This window comes from Actinocorallia lasiicapitis, assembly GCF_054778695.1.
Window position 1 is genome coordinate 1 of sequence record NZ_BAAGZI010000100.1, and the last position, 17,175, is coordinate 17,175.

The 17,175-nt window shown below is 70.4% G+C and carries 18 protein-coding genes; 8 read left to right on the forward strand and 10 right to left on the reverse strand.

The features are described from left to right. Positions 1-290: gluconokinase (locus tag ACYVE7_RS14020; protein ID WP_460365100.1), on the forward strand; the 290-nt coding region annotated here is incomplete at its 5' end. Beyond that, positions 287-1,663 carry a GntP family permease gene (locus tag ACYVE7_RS14025; protein ID WP_460365101.1) on the forward strand — a complete coding sequence of 459 codons (1,377 nt, stop codon included), beginning with the start codon at positions 287-289 and terminating at the stop codon, positions 1,661-1,663. The genes ACYVE7_RS14020 and ACYVE7_RS14025, both read left to right, overlap by 4 nt. A gap of 48 nt (positions 1,664-1,711) precedes the next feature. Here the strand turns inward: ACYVE7_RS14025 and ACYVE7_RS14030 are convergent, their stop codons facing one another. The 4 genes from ACYVE7_RS14030 to ACYVE7_RS14045 all read right to left on the reverse strand — a co-directional run bounded on the left by ACYVE7_RS14030 (position 1,712) and on the right by ACYVE7_RS14045 (position 6,449). Next, positions 1,712-2,554: a carbohydrate ABC transporter permease gene (locus tag ACYVE7_RS14030; RefSeq protein WP_460365102.1), complete on the reverse strand. Its 843-nt coding sequence runs from the start codon at positions 2,552-2,554 to the stop codon at positions 1,712-1,714. Continuing rightward, positions 2,551-3,873 (reverse strand): carbohydrate ABC transporter permease, encoded by a 1,323-nt coding sequence (locus ACYVE7_RS14035; protein ID WP_460365103.1) that lies wholly within the window; start codon positions 3,871-3,873, stop codon positions 2,551-2,553. Before ACYVE7_RS14035 ends, ACYVE7_RS14030 begins: the two co-directional genes overlap by 4 nt. Positions 3,874-3,879: 6 nt before the next feature. Continuing rightward, complete coding sequence (locus tag ACYVE7_RS14040; RefSeq protein ID WP_460365104.1) at positions 3,880-5,208, reverse strand: ABC transporter substrate-binding protein; 1,329 nt, start codon at positions 5,206-5,208, stop codon at positions 3,880-3,882. Between the two features lie 119 nt (positions 5,209-5,327). Continuing rightward, on the reverse strand, positions 5,328-6,449 hold the full coding sequence (locus tag ACYVE7_RS14045) for a M24 family metallopeptidase (protein WP_460365105.1): 1,122 nt from the start codon (positions 6,447-6,449) through the stop codon (positions 5,328-5,330). A gap of 31 nt (positions 6,450-6,480) precedes the next feature. Here ACYVE7_RS14045 and ACYVE7_RS14050 point away from each other — a divergent pair, with 31 nt between their 5' ends. The 6 genes from ACYVE7_RS14050 to ACYVE7_RS14075 all read left to right on the forward strand — a co-directional run bounded on the left by ACYVE7_RS14050 (position 6,481) and on the right by ACYVE7_RS14075 (position 12,008). Then, the gene (locus ACYVE7_RS14050; protein WP_460365106.1) at positions 6,481-6,726 is read left to right on the forward strand and encodes an ANTAR domain-containing protein; all 246 of its coding nucleotides are present in this window, start codon (positions 6,481-6,483) and stop codon (positions 6,724-6,726) included. 27 nt (positions 6,727-6,753) lie between these two features. Continuing rightward, positions 6,754-8,322, forward strand: a complete 1,569-nt coding sequence (locus tag ACYVE7_RS14055) for a PP2C family protein-serine/threonine phosphatase (RefSeq protein ID WP_460365107.1) — start codon at positions 6,754-6,756, stop codon at positions 8,320-8,322. Positions 8,323-8,341: 19 nt separating this feature from the next. Next, on the forward strand, positions 8,342-9,259 hold the full coding sequence (locus ACYVE7_RS14060) for a 5'-3' exonuclease (RefSeq protein WP_460365108.1): 918 nt from the start codon (positions 8,342-8,344) through the stop codon (positions 9,257-9,259). A gap of 112 nt (positions 9,260-9,371) precedes the next feature. Further along, positions 9,372-9,773, forward strand: coding sequence for a hypothetical protein (locus tag ACYVE7_RS14065; protein WP_460365109.1), 402 nt, complete (start codon positions 9,372-9,374; stop codon positions 9,771-9,773). A gap of 86 nt (positions 9,774-9,859) precedes the next feature. Then, entirely contained in the window at positions 9,860-10,549 is a 690-nt protein-coding gene (locus tag ACYVE7_RS14070; RefSeq protein WP_460365110.1) for a Crp/Fnr family transcriptional regulator, read from the forward strand. Positions 10,550-10,583: 34 nt separating this feature from the next. Beyond that, complete coding sequence (locus ACYVE7_RS14075; RefSeq protein ID WP_460365111.1) at positions 10,584-12,008, forward strand: RNB domain-containing ribonuclease; 1,425 nt, start codon at positions 10,584-10,586, stop codon at positions 12,006-12,008. Here ACYVE7_RS14075 and ACYVE7_RS14080 read toward each other — a convergent pair. The 6 genes from ACYVE7_RS14080 to ACYVE7_RS14105 form a co-directional block, all read right to left on the reverse strand. Then, on the reverse strand, positions 12,005-12,196 hold the full coding sequence (locus ACYVE7_RS14080; RefSeq protein WP_460365113.1) for a hypothetical protein: 192 nt from the start codon (positions 12,194-12,196) through the stop codon (positions 12,005-12,007). The two genes, ACYVE7_RS14075 and ACYVE7_RS14080, sit on opposite strands and share 4 nt — an antisense overlap. 90 nt (positions 12,197-12,286) lie before the next feature. Then, positions 12,287-15,019 carry a DEAD/DEAH box helicase gene (locus tag ACYVE7_RS14085; protein WP_460365114.1) on the reverse strand — a complete coding sequence of 911 codons (2,733 nt, stop codon included), beginning with the start codon at positions 15,017-15,019 and terminating at the stop codon, positions 12,287-12,289. 64 nt (positions 15,020-15,083) lie between these two features. Continuing rightward, the gene (gene tatC / locus ACYVE7_RS14090; protein WP_460365115.1) at positions 15,084-15,929 is read right to left on the reverse strand and encodes a twin-arginine translocase subunit TatC; all 846 of its coding nucleotides are present in this window, start codon (positions 15,927-15,929) and stop codon (positions 15,084-15,086) included. Between the two features lie 53 nt (positions 15,930-15,982). Beyond that, on the reverse strand, positions 15,983-16,267 hold the full coding sequence (tatA, locus tag ACYVE7_RS14095) for a Sec-independent protein translocase subunit TatA (protein WP_460365116.1): 285 nt from the start codon (positions 16,265-16,267) through the stop codon (positions 15,983-15,985). Between the two features lie 135 nt (positions 16,268-16,402). After that, on the reverse strand, positions 16,403-16,591 hold the full coding sequence (locus tag ACYVE7_RS14100; RefSeq protein WP_460365117.1) for a hypothetical protein: 189 nt from the start codon (positions 16,589-16,591) through the stop codon (positions 16,403-16,405). Between the two features lie 17 nt (positions 16,592-16,608). Then, a partial coding sequence (locus tag ACYVE7_RS14105; protein ID WP_460365118.1) for a helix-turn-helix transcriptional regulator occupies positions 16,609-17,175 on the reverse strand: 567 nt, incomplete at its 5' end.

Sequence of the window (17,175 nt, forward strand, 5' to 3'; positions counted from 1 at the left end):
CGGGCGGGGCGGTCGTGGCGTGCTCGGCGCTCCGCCGCGCCTACCGCGACCTGCTGCGGTCGTTCGCGCCGGACGTCCGGTTCGTGCATCTGGCGGGGCCGGCCGAGGTCGTCCGCCGCCGGGTCGCCGGACGTCCCGGGCATTTCATGCCCGCCTCGCTGGTCGACTCGCAGTACGCGGCGCTGGAGCCTCTCGAACCGGACGAGACGGGCGTGGTGCTCGATCTGAGTCTGCCGATCGAGCGGCTCGTGTCCGGAAGCCTGGCACCCTTTCAGAAAGCAGCGAGATGACCCTCCCCCTCCTGGCCGCCGCGGAGACGGCGGCGGCGGTCTCAGGCGACCGCCTGGTACCGGCGGCGCTGGCCGCCATCGCCGTGATCGTGGTGACGATCACCAAGTTCCGGCTCCACCCCACCCTGGCCCTCACGCTCGGCGCGGCGACGGTCGCCGTGATCGCGGGCGTCCCGATGGCCACCGCGATCGACTCCTACACCAAGGGTTTCGGCAGCACGGCGGCGGGCGTCGGCCTGCTGATCGCGCTCGGCGCGATGTTCGGCAAGCTGCTCGCCGACTCCGGTGGCGCGGACCAGATCGTCGACACGATCGTGGGCCGTGCCTCGCCGCGCGCCCTGCCGTGGGCGATGGCGGGCGTCGGCGCGCTGATCGGCCTGCCGATGTTCTTCGAGATCGGCCTGGTCCTGCTGATGCCGGTGATCTTCCTGGTGGCGCGCCGGTCGGGCCTGTCGCTGATCCGGGTCGGTATCCCGGCGCTGGCCGGGCTGTCGGCGATGCACGGGCTGGTGCCGCCGCACCCCGGTCCGCTGGTCGCCGTGGACGCGCTGCACGCCGATCTCGGGGTGACGCTCGCGCTGGGCGTGCTGGTCGCGGTCCCGACCGTGGTGATCGCCGGTCCGGTGTTCTCGCGGTTCGCCGCCCGCTGGGTGGACGTGCCCGCGCCCGAGCTGTGGGAGACCGCCGAGGACGAGGAGCGGGGCCGCCGTCCGTCGTTCCCGGTGACCCTGGCGACGGTCCTGCTGCCGGTCGTGCTGATGATGGGCAAGGCCCTGGCTGACATCTTCCTCGCGGCCGGCTCCGGCGCCCGCACCGTCCTTGACGTGCTGGGCACGCCGCTGGTGGCGCTGTTCCTCGCGGTGATCGTCGCGATGTTCACGCTGGGCCGCGGTTCGGGCATGGACGGGAAGGCGATCTCCAAGAGCGTCGAGCTGTCGCTGCCGCCGATCGCGGGCATCCTGCTGATCGTCGCGGCAGGTGGCGGGTTCAAGCAGGTCCTCGTGGACAGCGGTATGGGCCAGCTCGTCGCGGACTGGGTGCGGGACAGCGGTTTCTCGGTGCTGCTGCTGGCGTGGCTGGTGGCGGTGCTGATCCGGCTGGCGACGGGTTCGGCGACGGTCGCGACGGTGACCGCGGCGGGCATCCTCGCCCCGCTGGCCGCGACGTTGAGCACCGGCGAGACCTCGCTGCTGGTGCTGGCGATCGGCGCGGGGTCGCTCTTCTTCTCGCATGTGAACGACGCGGGTTTCTGGCTGGTCAAGGAGTACTTCGGTGTCTCGGTCGGCCAGAACATCAAGTCGTGGTCGCTGATGGAGACCCTGATCTCGGTCTGTGGTCTGGTCTTCGTCCTCGCCCTCGACCTGGTGATGTAGGAGGGGGGCGGCGGGCGTCCGGTGAGGGCCGGGCGCCCGCCGTCGTTCCTATTTGACGGAGCCGGCGAGCACGCCCTGGACGAAGTACCGCTGGAACGCGAAGAACACGCCCAGCGGGATGATCAGCGACAGGAACGAGCCGCTGGCGATGACGTCCAGGCTGGAGCCGAACGAGCGGGTCTGCTGCTGGAGCGCCACGGTGAGCGGCTGCGACGACCGGTCGGCGAAGATCAGCGCGATGAGCAGGTCGTTCCAGACCCACAGGAACTGGAAGATCGCCAGTGAGGCGATGGCGGGCAGGCCGAGCGGCAGGATCACCCGGAAGAAGATCGTCCAGTCGCGGCCTCCGTCGATCCGGGCGGCCTCCAGCAGGGAGGCGGGCACGGCGGCGAAGAAGTTCCGGAGCAGGAAGATCGCGAACGGCAGCCCGAAGGCCACGTGGTAGAGGATCACGGAGGTGATCGAGCCGAAGATCCCGATCGCGCCGAACAGTTTGGCGAGCGGGATCAGGCCGATCTGGATCGGCACGACGAGCAGCCCGACGACACCGAGGAACAGCCAGTCCCGGCCGGGGAACTCCAGCCAGGCGAAGGCGTAGGCGGCGAGCGCGGCGATCGCGACGACGAGGAACGTCGACGGCACGGTGATGAGGATCGTGTTGACGAAGCCGTCGCGGATGGTGTCGTTGTCGAGGAGGTTCGCGTAGTTGTCGAGGGTGAGCTGGGACGGTTTGGTGAAGACGGTCCACCAGCCGCCGGAGTTGTTGTCCTGCAGGCTGCGCAGCGACGCCAGCGCGAGGCCGATCGAGGGGACCAGCCAGATCAGGGCGATGACGATCAGCACGCCCTGCAGGACGCCGCGGCTCAGCAGCCGGACCAGGCGCGTGCTCATCGGTTCTCCCTCCGGAATCGCCGGATGTTGAAGATCATCGCTGGCAGCACCAGCAGGAACAGGAAGATCGCGATGGCGCTGCCGAGCCCCTGGTCGGCGTCGGAGCCGCCGTAGGACTTCAGGTACATCTGCAGGGCCAGCACGCTGGCGTCCTGCTGGACGGGGCCCGGGGCGATGATGAACACCAGGTCGAAGATCTTCAGCACGTTGATCACGAGGGTGACCACGACGACGATCAGGACGGGCGCGAGCATCGGCACGGTGATCCGCCGGAACACCTGCCATTCGTTGGCGCCGTCGGTGCGGGCGGCCTCGAGGATCTCCCGGTCGACGGCGGCGAGGCCCGCACCGATGAGGACCATCGCGAAACCGGCCCACATCCAGACGTAGGCGCCGATGATCGCGGGGGTGATCAGGGACGGGCCGAGCCAGTCGACGCCGCCGTAGCGTTCGGTGAAGTTGGCGGCGGGCAGCCGCACCTGGGCGGCGCCGTCGACGCCGGGGACGGTGAAGGTGCCGTCGTCGGCGGTGGTGGCGGTGCCGAGGACCCGGCCGTCCTTGACGGCTTCGACCTTGACGTCCCTGAGCCCTTTCTCGCCGGGGTCGATCTGGCCGGGTTTGCCTCCCCCGCCGGGCGCGAAGTCCATCCAGACCGTCCCGGTGAGCGCTCCGGGGGCGGGGGTCGCGGCCTTGGCGGGGCTGAGACCGGCCTGGACGTCGGCGGCGACGGCCACCAGGGGCAGCAGCGCGGGGGTTCCGGCGGTGCCCTCGCCTTCGATGGAGCCGTCGGGGGCGGTCTTGAGCGGGCCGTTCTCGCGGGGCCGGGCGCCGCTGTAGTTCGCGGCGGGCGCCCAGGTGTCGTGCACTCCGACGACGACGGCGTTGAGCACGCCCTTCTCGGGGGCGTGGTCGTAGACCAGGGTGAAGATCACGCCGGCCGCGACCATGGAGATCGCCATCGGCATGAACATGATCGTTTTAAAGGCGGTGGCCCATTTCACCCGTTCGGTGAGGACCGCGAAGATCAGTCCGAGGGAGGTGATGATCGCCGGTGCCGCGACCACCCAGATGACGTTGTTCTTGAGCGCCCGGAAGGTGGCCTCGTCGGTGAACATCTCCTGGTAGTTGGCGAACCAGACGAAGCCGCTGCCGTCGGCGTCGTAGAGGCTGCGCCACAGGGTGTAGCCGATCGGGTAGACGACGAGGAGTCCGAGCAGGACCAGTGCGGGGAGCAGGAAACCGGAGCGGGCCAGGGCCGCCCGGCCGCGGTGTGCGGCCGGACGGGCGCTGGACTCCGTTGTCTCAGCGGCGGAGTTCACTGCGCGCTACTTGAAGGCCTTGGCGGCCGCGGCCTCGAGCTTGGCGCTGATGCCGTCGACGTCGGCGGGGTTCTTCAGGAAGTCCTGCAGGAGCTTCCACTCCCCGGCGCCGTCGGTGCCGCCGAAGGACGCGGGGGCGAGGTCGGACATGTCGAAGCGGACGTTGTCTCCGGCGTCGACGACGGACTTGGCGATGGCCCGCTGGATGTCGTCGGGGTAGGTGGCCAGGTCGACGTTCTTGTTGGGCGAGGAGATGCCGCCGACCTTGGTCCAGACCTCGGCGGCCTCGGGGGTGGCGAGGAACTTGGCGAGTTCCTGCGCGCCCTTGCTGTCCTTGAGGATGACGGCGGCGTCACCACCGGACACGACCGGCGCGTTCGTGCCGACGGCCGGGAAGGGGAAGAAACCGGCCTCGGTGCCGACCTTCGCGCCCGCGTCCTTCTCGATGACGCTGGCCACGAAGTCGCCTTCGTAGACCATCGCGGCCTTGGCGGGGGTCTTGAACGCGGTGACGACGGAGGTCGGGAAGTCGGTCTTCAGCGCCCCGGCCTGCCCGCCCTGCAGGAACTCCTTCTTGCCCCAGAGCTGGGCGAGGCTGGTCAGCGCCGCCTTGACGGTGGGGTCGGTCCACTTGATCTCGTGCTTGGACAGCTTGTCGTAGTTCTCGGGACCGGCCTGCGACAGGTAGACGTTCTCGAACCAGTCGGTGAGGGTCCAGCCGGTGGCGCCGGCGACGGAGAACGGCGCGGTGCCGGAGTCGGCGATCGTGCCGGACGCGGTGATCAGCTCGTCCCAGGTCTTGGGGGGCTGGACGCCGGCGTCCTCGAACGCCTTGGTGCGGTACCAGATCGTCGACTTGTTGGCGGCCTTGAAGTAGACGCCGTACTGCTTGCCCTCGTAGCTGCCGAGAGTGTTCCAGATGGGCGCGAAGTTCTTGGCGGCCTCGGCCTTGACGTCGTCGGCGAGGGGCTTGAGGTCGCCCTTCTTGGCGAAGTCGTCCAGGGCGCCCTTGTTGGGCATCATGGCGAGGTCGGGCGGGCTGCCGCCCTGGATCTTGGAGGCCAGGACGGTCGGCAGTTTGTCGCCCGCGGAGGTGAAGGTGACCTTCGCTCCGGTCTTGGCCTCGAACGCCTTGAGCACCTGTTCGAAGTTGGTCTGCTCGCCGCCGCCGGCCTGCCAGGCGCCGGCGACCTCAAGGGAGACGCCCTTGAGGTCCACGGCGGCGGCCGTGGTCGCACCGGTGGCCGGATCTTTCTTGTCGTCGCCGCAGGCCGCGGCCGACATGAGCACGAGGCTCGCGGACAGTGCTGCGCCGATCAGACGGGGGGTGCGCATACGTCAGCTCCTTGGTTTCGGTCAGGGGCGTGAGCCCATACCCCTGCCTACCGCGTGTTAACACGCGGAAAATATGAGCCGGAGGGTATTTCCCGGCCCATAAATTTGTGTTTGTTGATCTATCCCTCGATGATCACAAGATCGCGGGTGGTGAGGTTGAGGCGTTCGCCGCCGGTCTCGGTGACGACCACGATGTCCTCGATCCTGGCGCCGTGCGGCCCCGGGTAGACGCCCGGTTCGACGGAGAACGCCATGCCGGGTTCGAGCGGTTCGTGGTTGCCGAACACGATGTAGGGGTGTTCGTGGGTCTCCAGCCCGATGCCGTGGCCGGTGCGGTGCAGGAACTGCTCGCCGTAGCCGGCGGTGGTGAGGAGGTCACGGGCGGCGGCGTCGACCGCTTCGGGCGTCATGCCGGGTTTGACGGCGTGGCAGGCGGCTTCCTGCGCGGCCTGCAGGACCCCGTAGTAGTCGAGGAAGTCGGCGGGCGGCTGCCCGACGCAGTACATGCGGGTGGAGTCGGAGCAGTAGCCGGACGGCATGGTGCCGCCGATGTCGACGACGACGGGTTCGCCGGGCCGGATGACGCGGTCGGACAGTTCGTGGTGGGGGCTGGCCCCGTTGGGTCCCGATCCGACGATGACGAAGTCGACGGTGGCGTGGCCCTCTTCGAGGATGGCGTCGGCGATGTCGCCGCCGACCTCGCGTTCGGTGCGTCCGGCGCGCAGGAACTCCGGCACGCGCCGGTGGACGCGGTCGATGGCGGCGCCCGCCTCACGGAGCGCTTCGACCTCGGCGGGGGTCTTGCGCATCCGCAGTTGCCGCATGACCTCCCCCGCGGCGACCTGGTGCACACCCGGCATCGCGTCACGGAACCGCAAAGCCATCATGGCCCACATCCGGTCGGCGACCGCGACCTTCTTCACCCCGTGCAGCCGCCGCGCGATCAGCGCGAACGGGTCGTCGAGCTCGTTCCAGGCGACGAACTCCAGCCCGAGCCGTCCGGCAGGGGAGGCCTGCGCGGCGGGCAGTTCGAGCCGCGGAACGACCAGGAACGGGTCGGTCCCGGCGGGCACCACGAGGCAGGTCAGGCGTTCCATGGCGTGGGCGTCGTATCCGGTCACATAGCGCAGGTCCGGCCCGGGTGTCAGAAACACCGCGCCGAGCCCGGCACGGACGGTAGCCTCCTGTACACGGGTGAGGCGCTCCGGTGGATACAACTCCGTTGTCACATCCGTATGCATGGCCCCAAGTTATCCGAGGGAGCTGAGCGGGATGAGCGACGGGCAGGCTCTGGCGCTCGCCGCCACGGTGGAGCGGTTGCGGCTGGAGCTGGAGGCGCACCGGGCGGCGGTCCGCACCCGGACGGTGCTCGACCAGGCGACGGGGATGCTGGCGGAGCGTTTCGGCTGCGAGCCGGCGGAGGCGCGCGACCATCTGGCGGCGCTGGCGGCCGTGGACGGGCTGCGGGTGGAGGTGGCGGCGGCGCTGCTGCTGGGGGTGGAGCCGCCGCGCGAGTAGGTGGTGATCCCGGCGCAGGAGGGGTCGGTGTTCGATCCGCTGCGCTATCTGCCGGACGTGCCGCAGCCGCGGGCGGGCGCCGATCACCGGACCCTGCTGATCCGGGCGGTGCTGGAGGCGATGCAGGGTCCCGCGTCGCTGCTGTCGCCGGTCAGGGACGAGGCGGGCCGGATCGTGGACTTCCATGTGGACGCCGTGAACGCCGACGCGCGGGACCGTCCCGGCACGCGGGCCGAGGATCTGGTGGGGCGGAAGCTGCTGACGTCGTATCCGGGTCTGGCGATGTCGGATCTGTTCGACGCCTATGTGCAGGCGTTCGAGTCGGGGGTGCCGTTGCGGCGGCCGCGGCGGGAGTACCCGTCGGTGCAGCGCGGCCGGGTGGTGCCGACCCTGATGAGCGTGCGGGCGTGCCGGATCGGTGACGGGCTGCTGGCGTCGTGGCAGTTCCATGATGATTCGCGGGATCTGTCGGCGCAGCTCGACCAGGCGCAGCGGATCGGTGATCTGGGCTGGGCGGAGTGGGATCTGTCGACGGGCGGCGCGCACTGGTCGGACCAGCTGTATGTGATCTTCGGCCGGTCGCCAGCCGACGGGCCGTTGACGTTGGAGCAGGTCGGGGAGCGGATCCATGAGGAGGACGCGGTTCCGGCGGAGAGCCTGATGCGCAGCCTGCTGGGCCGGCGGGAGGCCGCGGACGTCCAGTTGCGGATCCGGCGCGGCAAGGGGGTGCGGCATCTGCGGGTGATGGCGGAGCCGGTGCTGGACGGTTCGGGCGAGCCGACGGTGCTGCGCTGCCTGTTCCAGGACGTCACCAAGGGCCGCAGGGCCGAGCAGCAGTTGCAGGCGAGCCGCCGGAAGGTGGAGGAGCAGCGGCGGCGGCTGGCCGAGGAGCGGGAGCTGGTGGTGGGGTTGCAGCGGGCGGTCCTGCCGCGGCGCAGCGCGTCGGCGCTGCCGGGGGTGGAGGCGGCGCTGCGGTATCTGCCGGCCGAGAGCGAGACCCAGGTCGGCGGCGACTGGTACGAGTCGACCGAGCTGCCGGACGGGCAGATCTTCCTGGCGATCGGCGATGTGTCGGGGCACGGCCTGCCCGCGGCGGAGGCGATGGCGTCGCTGCGGAACGCGCTGCTGGGCCTGGCGTTCACGGGGGCGTCGCCGGAGGTGCTGCTGGGCTGGTTGAACGAGCTGATGCTGCACCGGCAGGCGGCGTTGACGGCGACGTGCGTGGCGGGCCGGTTCGATCCGGTGACCAGGACCCTGGTGTGGGCGCAGGCGGGGCATCCGCCGCCGGTGCTGGTGCGGGGCGGCGGTGCGGTGATGCTGGAGCAGCCGGACGGGATCCTGCTGGGGGCCAGTGATGAGATCGCGTTCCGGTCGTCGGTGACGAAGCTGGAGCCGGGCGACCGGCTGCTGCTGTACACCGACGGGCTGGTGGAGCGGCGCGGCCGGGATCTGTTCACGGGGTTCGAGCTGCTCACGAAGGCCGCGGCGGCGTGCACGGGCGACAGCCTGGACGACTGGGTGGGGCTGCTGCTGGACACGGTGGGCGGCGCCAACCCCGACGACGACACCTGTCTGGTGGCCGTCCGGATCCGTTAGGCCTGGATAGGCTGGGGCCATGCCGGGACTGATGCTGCTGGACACTCCGTCGCTGTACTTCCGTGCGTTCTTCGGGGTGCCGGAGTCGGTGAAGGCGCCGGACGGCACGCCGGTGAACGCGGTGCGCGGGCTGATCGACATGATCGCCCGGCTGGTCGCCGACCGGCGTCCCGACCGTCTGGTCTGCTGTTTCGACGCGGACTGGCGGCCGGAGTTCCGGGTGGCGGCGATCCCGTCGTACAAGGCGCACCGGGTGGTGGAGCCGGGCGGCGGCGGTGGTGTGGACGTCGAGGAGGCTCCGGACACGCTGGGTCCGCAGCTTCCGGTGATCGACGCGGTGCTGGCGGCGTTCGGGATCGCGCGGGCCGAGGCGGCCGGGTTCGAGGCCGACGACGTCATCGGCACGCTGGCGACCGTGGATCGCGGGCCGGTGGACGTGGTGACGGGCGACCGGGACCTGTTCCAGCTCGTCGATGACGCCCGCGAGGTGAAGGTGCTGTACACGGCGCGCGGTATCCGGAACCTCGAGGTGATGGGCGAGCGGGAGGTGTCGGACAAGTACGGCATCCCGGGCCGCGCTTATGTGGATTTCGCGACGTTGCGCGGGGACCCGTCAGATGGTCTGCCGGGGGTGCCGGGCGTCGGGGAGAAGACGGCGGCGGCGCTGGTGACGCGGTTCGGTTCGCTCGCCGGGATCGTCGCGGCGCTGGACGCGGGCGTCACGGAGGGGTTTCCGGCGGGGGCGCGCAAGAAGCTGGAGGCGGCGCGGGAGTATCTTGGCCCGGCGGAGCTGGTGTGCCGGGTGGTGACGGATCTGCCGGTGAAGGTGGACGACGCGCTGCCGCGGACCCCGGCGGATCCTGAGACCCTCGTGGCTCTCGCTGACCAGTGGAATCTGGCGTCTCCGGTCAACAGGCTGCTGAACGTGCTGGCCTAGCGGCCTGTGCAGAGTGACACACATGCGCAACGCACAGAGCCGCAACCTGGAGTCCTGGCTCGGTGTTTCGTAGTACTACGACGACACGGAGGACCCCTAGGAGGGTGTGGCGATGACGCTTCTCAACGACCCCCGGACTTCTCTTCACCTCGACTCCGACCCGGTGGAGCTGGTGTGGGCGACCCGCAAGGCCAACCACGACACGTCGCTGGCGAGCTGGGCGGTGTGCGTGATGGGGGTGGCGACGCTGCTGCAGCTTCCGAGTCTCGCGGCGCTGACCTCCGGGCCTCGCACGCTGCTGGCGCTGCTGCTGCTTCCGCTGCTGCTCGGCGGCTATCAGTCCGTCCAGTATCTGCACCGGGCGAGCGCGGGGGTGGACGCGGCGGTGACCGTCCCCCAGCTCATGGCGGGTCTGGAGACCCGCCGCTACTGGGCCTACCGGGCACAGAACTGGGCGCTGGTGTCGGCGTTCGGGTTCGGTCTGTGGACCCTGGCCGTGCAGTTCCTCGCCTGAGTGCCGGTCCTTGCCAGACCGGCCCTCTGGCGGTTCGCTGGTAGCCCGACCCTTCCCCTCGGGCCCCTGGACGGAACGGACCCCTCATGCTCGTGGAAAACCCACCGAAGGACTTCTGGACCTCGCTCGACGAGGCCGAGCAGACGGCGCTGGCGCAGGCGGGCAGGGTCCGCCGGTACCGGCACGGCGCGCCGCTCTGCTATCAGGGCGAACCCGCCGACCAGATCCTGATCATCCGGTCGGGGTGGGCGAAGGTGAGCGTCGCGGACGCCGACGGGCGGGAGCGGCTGATGGCGCTGCGCGGTCCCGGCGATCTGATCGGTGAGATGGGGATGCTGGGCGAGGACACCCGGACGGCGACCGTCACGGCGTTGCAGACGGTCGTGGCGATGGCGGTGTCGGGAAGCCGGTTCATGGCGTTCCTGGGCAGCCATCCGGCAGTCTGGCAGAAGGTGGTGCGGACGATGGTGGACCGGCAGGTCCAGTCCGACCAGCGGATCGTGAAGACGAACACGCTGGTGGGGGCGGGCCGGCTGGCGCTGTACCTGCTGGAGCTGGCGGAGCGGAACGGCCGTCCGTTCGAGGGCGGCGGCATCGAGATCCCGCCGCTGTCGCAGGCCGAGCTGGGGAGCTGTGTGGACGCTTCGCGGGAGACGGTGGCGCGGGCGTTCAAGGAGTGGCGCGAGGCGGGGATCATCGTGACGGGGTGGCGGCAGGCGGTGCTGTTGAATCCGGCGAAACTGCGGCTGTTCGCGGAGTCCCTGGAAGACCTCTGAGGGGCCTGTGACCGCGGTTGTGTAGGCTCGGTTCATGGCATACCGCCGCATCCTGGTGCAGGCCGACGCCGCCGAGGGGCGCGTCGCTGAGGGTTTGGCGCGGTTGCGCGCGGATCTGAAGGTGCCGGGCGGTTTCCCGCCGCAGGTGTGCGCGGAGGCGGCGGTGGCGGCGGCTCCCGAGCCCGCCCTGGATCGGCGGGATCTGGAGCTGTTCACGCTCGATCCGGCCGGTTCGATGGATCTGGACCAGGCGATGGCGTTGGAGCGCCGGGGCGCCGGCTACCGGGTGTGGTACGCGATCGCGGACGTCGCGGGGTTCGTGACCCCGGGCGGGGCGGTCGATCTGGAGTCGTGGGTGCGGGGCGTCACACTGTATCTGCCGGACGGGCGGGTGCCGCTGCATCCACCGGAGCTGTCGGAGGGCGCGGCGAGCCTGCTGCCCGCGGTGGACCGTCCCGCCGTGCTGTGGCGGATCGATCTGGACGCGGCGGGCGCGATCACGGGTGTGGAGGTGCGGCGGGCTCTGGTGCGCAGCCGCGACCGGCTCGACTACGCGACCGTGTCGACCGATGATCCCCGGGTGGCGTTGCTGAAGGAGATCGGTGAGCTGCTGATCGGCCAGGAGGCGGCGCGGGGCGGGGTGTCGCTGCCGCTGCCCGAGCAGGAGGCCGAGCGCGGCCCTGACGGGTGGCGGCTGGTGTTCCGCGACGGGCTGGGCAGCGAGCAGTGGAACGCGCAGATCTCGCTGCTGACCGGCAGGGCGGCCGCGCAGATCATGCTGGACGGCGGGGTGGGGCTGCTGCGCACGATGCCGCCGCCGCCCGCCGAGGCGCTGGAGCGGTTGCGGCGGATCGCGGCGGCCCTGGGCATCGACTGGCCGGCCGGCTGGAGCTATGGCGAGGTGATCCGGTCGCTGACCGAGATCGGCGGCCGTGAGGTGGCGTTCTTCCGGGCGGCGTCGACGCTGATGCGGGGTGCGGGCTACACGGCGTTCGACGGGGAGGCCCCCGCGGGTGACGCGGCCCGGCACGCGGCGGTCGCCGCTCCCTACGCGCATGTGACGGCTCCGCTGCGGCGGCTGGCCGACCGGTACGCCACCGAGGTGTGCCTGGCGTTGACGGCGGGCGTCCCGGTGCCCGGGTGGGTGCGGGAGGCGCTGGGGCGGCTGCCGGCGGAGATGGAGCGGAGCCTGCGGCGTTCCGGCGAGGTGGAGCGGGCGTCGCTGGATCTGATCGAGGCGGCGTTGCTGGCCGACCGGGTCGGCGAGCCGTTCGACGCGGTCGTGGTGGAGGCGGAGCTGCCGGGCGAGCACCGCAGGGCCGGGACGGTGGAGCTGATCGCCGCGTCGGTGGTGGCCAGATGCGAGGGCGAGCGGCTGCCGCTGGGCTCGCGCGTCCGGGTCCGCCTGGTGACGGCCGACCCGGACGCCCGCAAGGTCCTGTTCCGGTATCCGGGTTAGCGGCGGCGGCGTCTGCTGGTCAGGCCGCTGCGCCAGTTGGTGGGGTTGCCGAGGCCGGCCAGGTGCAGCGAGATGAACAGCAGGCCGAGGGTGACCAGGGTGAGGTAGTCGAACGCGTCGGACGACACGTCGGCGAGGTCGAACAGCAGGGCGAGAGCGAAGACGATCGCGGCCGCTATGGCGAACATGATTCCTCCTAGGGATCGTGTGCCGGCTGTTGATCTCCCCGATCCGGGGCTTCTAACGCCGCCCCGGATTCGGTTCACCCCTTATGTCGGTTAATTGACGGACGAATAGGCGATCACGCCGCGCCGCATGTTGTCGGCGGCCTTGCGGGCGGTGGCGCGGACGGGGCCCTCACCGGCGGCGTCGGCGATCTGGCCGAGCAGGTCCATGAGCTGTTTGACGGAGCGGACGAAGTCACCCGCGGTCATTCCGGCCTCGCCGAGGACGTCGTCGAGGTCGGCGCCGCCGGCCCACCGGTAGGCGGCCCAGGCGAAGCCGAGGTCGGGTTCGCGCTGGAAGGCGACCTGGTTGTCCTTCTCGACGTTCTCCAGCTCGCCCCAGACCCGGATCATGGCCGTCAGGGTCTCGCGGGTGCCGGGCGGGATCTTCGGCGGGTTGGCGTCGTCGGGCTGCCGTGACTCGAACACCAGCGCGGACACGCAGGCGGCCAGCTCGGCGGGGCCCAGCTCGTCCCAGAGCCCTTCGCGGAGGCTTTCGGCGGTGAGCAGGTCGAGCTCGGAGTAGATCCGCGACAGGCGCCTGCCGTCCTCGGTGACCTTGCCGTCCTTCAGGTAGTGGAGCTGCTCCAGGACGGCGCAGACCCGGTCGAACGTACGGGCGATCACCTGGGAGCGGGATTCGACGCGCCGCCGCAGGCCCGCGGTCTCGCGTTCGAGCCGGAAGTACCGTTCGGCCCAGCGGGCGTGGTCCTCGCGCTCGTCGCAGCCGTGGCACGGGTGGGCGCGCAGCGCGGCGCGGATCCGGTTGATCTCGGCGTCGTCGCCCTCGGAGCCGCCGCCCCGGCCGCCGCGCCTGGCCTTGATCTCCTCGCTGGGGACCTTGCCGCGCAGGGTGGCCGCCATGTCCTTGCGGTGCTGGGGATTGCGCGGGCTGAACCACTTGGGGATCTTGACGCGTTCGACGGGCTCGGCCGGCGCGGTGAAATCGGCCATGGTGAGGCGTTTGACCTGGCGGCTGTCGAGCAGGACGAGCGGGGCGGGCCCTTCGGAGCTCTTGCCGATCCCGGTGTCGAGGATGAGCGCGACCCCCGCGGACCGGCCCGCCGGGACGATGATCACGTCGCCGGGGCGCAGGTGTTCCAGGGAGCGGGCGACCTCCAGGCGGCGGGAGCCGGCGCGGCTGCGCGACAGGTCGGCTTCGGCGTCCGACAGTTTGCGGCGCAGGGAGGCGTACTCCATGAAGTCGCCGAGGTGGCAGCGGGCGGCTTCGGCGTACCCGTCCATGGCCTCTTCGGCCTTGCGGAGCTGGCGGGCCAGCCCGACGACGGCCCGGTCGGCCTGGAACTGGGCGAACGACTCCTCCAGGAGGGTCGCGGCGCGTTCCCTGCCGACCGCGCCCACCAGGTTGACGGCCATGTTGTACGACGGCCGGAAACTGGAGTTCAGCGGGTAGGTGCGGGTGCTGGCGAGCCCGGCGACGCTGCCGGGGTCCATGCCGGGCTGGTAGATGACCACGGCGTGGCCTTCGACGTCGATGCCGCGGCGTCCCGCCCGTCCGGTGAGCTGGGTGTACTCGCCGGGCGTGAGGTCGGCGTGCGCCTCGCCGTTCCATTTGTCGAGCTTCTCGATCACCACGGTGCGGGCGGGCATGTTGACGCCGAGCGCGAGGGTCTCGGTGGCGAACACCGCCTTGATCAGGTTCCGGGCGAACAGCTCCTCGACGACCTCTTTGAAGACCGGGAGCATTCCGGCGTGGTGGGCGGCGATGCCGCGTTCCAGCCCGGCCAGCCAGTCGTAGTAGCCGAGGACGTGCTTGTCGGCCTCGGGGATGTCGTGGGTGCGCTCCTCCGCGAGCTCACGAATGATCTTGGCGTCTTCGCGGGAGGTGAGGCGGAGCCCCGAGTGCAGGCACTGCTCGACGGCGGCCTGGCAGCCGGCGCGGCTGAAGATGAAGGTGATCGCGGGCAGCAGCCCGGCCCGGTCGAGCCGTTCGATGACGTCGGCGCGCATCGGCGGCCGGAACCGCTGGGGGCGTTGGTCGCGACGGCGGCCCGTCCTGCGCCCCTGGTTGATCTTGTTCTTGCGGACGTCGTCGAGGGAGATCCGGCGGAGTTCGGGGTTGACCTTGACGCGGTCGTCGGGGCCGGAGTCGACGAACAGGTCGTACAGGCGGTGCCCGACCAGCATGTGCTGGAACAGGGGGACGGGCCGGTGCTCGTCGACGATCACGGTGGTGTCGCCGCGGACGGCCTGGAGCCATTCGCCGAACTCCTCGGCGTTGGAGACCGTCGCGGACAGGGCGACCACCCGCACCGACTCGGGCAGGTGGATGATCACCTCTTCCCAGACGGCGCCGCGGAACCGGTCGGCGAGGTAGTGGACTTCGTCCATGACGACGAACGCGAGGTTCTCCAGGGTGCGGGAACCGGCGTACAGCATGTTCCGCAGGACCTCGGTGGTCATCACCACGATGGGCGCTTCGCCGTTGACGCTGTTGTCGCCGGTGAGCAGACCCACGTTCTGGGCGCCGTACCGTTTGGCCAGATCGCTGAACTTCTGGTTCGACAGCGCCTTGATGGGGGTGGTGTAGAAGCATTTGCGGCCCTCGCGCAGGGCCATGTGGACGGCGAACTCCCCCACCACGGTCTTGCCCGACCCGGTCGGCGCGGCCACCAGGACCCCGTCGCCGCCTTCCAGCGCCCGGCAGGCCGCCAGCTGGAACCCGTCGAGCTCGAAGTCGTACAGACCCCTGAATTCCCGCAGGGCGGGCCCGTTCTGGTCGACATTGCGCTTGTGGGCCGCGTAACGCTCGGCGGGACTACTCATGCCTCAAGCCTAGGGTTTCCCGCCCCCCGTTTCCCACCGGGTTAACGTGCCCACCCGAATCGGCCTAACGGTCGAGCGGTTCCGGCTGCCCGACGTCGAACGGCACGTCCTCGAGCGAGGACGCCTCGTCGTCGGAGAGGTCGTCGTAGAGGCCCGGACGGGCGGCTTTGCGCTTGTCGTTGAGCCAGGCGAAGAACTCGGCGACGGCGAACAGCACCAGGATCGGCGCGGCGAGAGCGATCATGGTCATCGGGTCGGCGCTCGGCGTGGCGACGGCCGCGAAGACGAAGATCCCGAAGATGATCATTCGCCGGGACTTCTTGAGCGTCGCGTGGGGCAGGACGCCCGCCAGGTTGAGGACGCTGACCAGCAGCGGCAGCTCGAATCCGAGGCCGAAGACCATCAGCATGGTGGTCATGTAGCCGAGGTACTCGTCCACGGTGATCAGGGCGGTCATGCCCTCGTCGGCCATGCCGAGGAACAGCTGGAGGCCCTTCTCCACGACCAGGTAGGCGAGGCCCGCCCCGGCCATGAACAGTGGGACGGCCAGGCCCATGAACAGGTACGTCCAGCGCCGTTCCCGCTTGTGGAGTCCTGGAGCGATGAACGCCCAGACCTGGTAGAGCCAGATCGGCGAGGAGATGACCGCGCCGACGATGAACGAGATCTTCAGCTTCAGGAAGAAGGCCGAGAAGATCCCGGTGAAGAACAGATCACAGGCGCCGGTCACCTTGCGGGCTTCGGGAAGCTCGCAGTAGGGGGCCTGGAGGGTCTGCCACACCGGATGGAAGACGATCCACCCGATGACCATCCCCACCAGGAGGCCAAGCATTGCCTTGACCAGACGGTTCCGCAGCTCGCGCAGATGCTCGAGCAGCGGCATCCGGGCATCGGGGTTTTCCCGGGTCATCGACTCGTCCTCAGAGATCGTTCAGGGTCGGCCAACCGAACACGTGCCCTGAATCAGACCTGCTTGGCCTGGTCCGGGCTCACGGGGACGCCGGTGACGGTGGCGTCGGGCTGCGCGGCGGGGATCTGCTGGGGCTGCGCCGGGGTCGCGGTGGGGGGGGCTTGGGCGGCGGGGGCGGTCTTGTCCTTGTCGTCGTCGATGAGGCCCTTGGTCTCCGACTTGAAGATCCGCAGCGAGCGGCCCAGGGAGCGGGCGGCGTCGGGCATCTTCTTGGAGCCGAACAGCACCATAACGACGACGGCGATGAGCAGCAGCTCGGGCCAACCGAGTCCAGCCATGGGGATTCCTCGTTTCAGCGGGTCTAGTTCTCCTGATGCTACGTCCATGGGGCACCCCGGACGTGCATCGGGCGGGTAAAACCTGCAAGTTTGTTACCAGTTAATCGGGGAGCACGACGAATCGGCCATCCGATCCTACTCCGCCCGGCGCTTCAGGGCATCGACCTGGCGCTTCAATTCCGCCTGGCCGGGTTCCAGCCGCTTCCTGGTCCGCTCCAGTTCACCGCCCAGAGACCTGACGCCGGCGAACACCCTGACCGCGCAGTAGGCGAGGACGCTCACCCCCGCGAACCCCAGCACCACGGAAAACATCGCCCAGTCCACGCCGCCAACCTAGCGCATCAGGCGTACAGGGCCAGGGCGGCCTCAGCGTCGGCGCGGACCTTGTCGGCGAGGTCGGCGGGGGCGACGAGCCTGCCCTGGTCGCCCAGGCGCAGGGCGAGCGCGGTGATCCAGCGGGGGTCGGCGGTGCGCAGCGCGACCCGCAGCCGCCCCTCCCCCAGTTCTTCGGCCGACTCGCACGGGTAGTACTCGGCGACCCACCGGCCGGACGGGCTGAGGTCGAGGACGGCGCGGATGTCGGTGGCCGACGCCCGGTACAGGCCGGCGTCGACATCGCGGTACTCGGCCTCGGCGGGGATCTCCAGCGGGACGTCCAGGATCGCGGCGTCCACGATCTGGTCGAGCCGGAACAGCCGGACGGCCTCGGCACGCCGGCACCAGCCCTCCAGGTAGCTGCGCCCCTCCACGACGATCATCCGCATGGGGTCGACGTCGCGGGCGGTGTTCTCGTCGCGCCCTGCCACGTAGTAGGTGAGGTGGAGGCGGCGGCCGCGGCGCAGCGCGTCCTGCAGGAGCGCGGCGGTGCCGCTGCGCCGCTGGTCGACCTCGACGGCGACCTGCCGGGC

What these genes read in the sequence shown, in the direction of transcription:
- ACYVE7_RS14075 (WP_460365111.1), top strand. Translation starts at nt 10,584, where the DNA reads ATGGCATACCGCCGCATCCTGGTGCAGGCCGACGCCGCCGAGGGGCGC.
- ACYVE7_RS14030 (WP_460365102.1), bottom strand. Translation starts at nt 2,554, where the DNA reads ATGAGCACGCGCCTGGTCCGGCTGCTGAGCCGCGGCGTCCTGCAGGGC.
- tatA (WP_460365116.1), bottom strand. Translation starts at nt 16,267, where the DNA reads ATGGCTGGACTCGGTTGGCCCGAGCTGCTGCTCATCGCCGTCGTCGTT.
- ACYVE7_RS14080 (WP_460365113.1), bottom strand. Translation starts at nt 12,196, where the DNA reads ATGTTCGCCATAGCGGCCGCGATCGTCTTCGCTCTCGCCCTGCTGTTC.
- ACYVE7_RS14040 (WP_460365104.1), bottom strand. Translation starts at nt 5,208, where the DNA reads ATGCGCACCCCCCGTCTGATCGGCGCAGCACTGTCCGCGAGCCTCGTG.
- ACYVE7_RS14060 (WP_460365108.1), top strand. Translation starts at nt 8,342, where the DNA reads ATGCCGGGACTGATGCTGCTGGACACTCCGTCGCTGTACTTCCGTGCG.
- ACYVE7_RS14045 (WP_460365105.1), bottom strand. Translation starts at nt 6,449, where the DNA reads ATGCATACGGATGTGACAACGGAGTTGTATCCACCGGAGCGCCTCACC.
- ACYVE7_RS14025 (WP_460365101.1), top strand. Translation starts at nt 287, where the DNA reads ATGACCCTCCCCCTCCTGGCCGCCGCGGAGACGGCGGCGGCGGTCTCA.
- tatC (WP_460365115.1), bottom strand. Translation starts at nt 15,929, where the DNA reads ATGACCCGGGAAAACCCCGATGCCCGGATGCCGCTGCTCGAGCATCTG.
- ACYVE7_RS14070 (WP_460365110.1), top strand. Translation starts at nt 9,860, where the DNA reads ATGCTCGTGGAAAACCCACCGAAGGACTTCTGGACCTCGCTCGACGAG.
- ACYVE7_RS14050 (WP_460365106.1), top strand. Translation starts at nt 6,481, where the DNA reads ATGAGCGACGGGCAGGCTCTGGCGCTCGCCGCCACGGTGGAGCGGTTG.
- ACYVE7_RS14085 (WP_460365114.1), bottom strand. Translation starts at nt 15,019, where the DNA reads ATGAGTAGTCCCGCCGAGCGTTACGCGGCCCACAAGCGCAATGTCGAC.
- ACYVE7_RS14065 (WP_460365109.1), top strand. Translation starts at nt 9,372, where the DNA reads ATGACGCTTCTCAACGACCCCCGGACTTCTCTTCACCTCGACTCCGAC.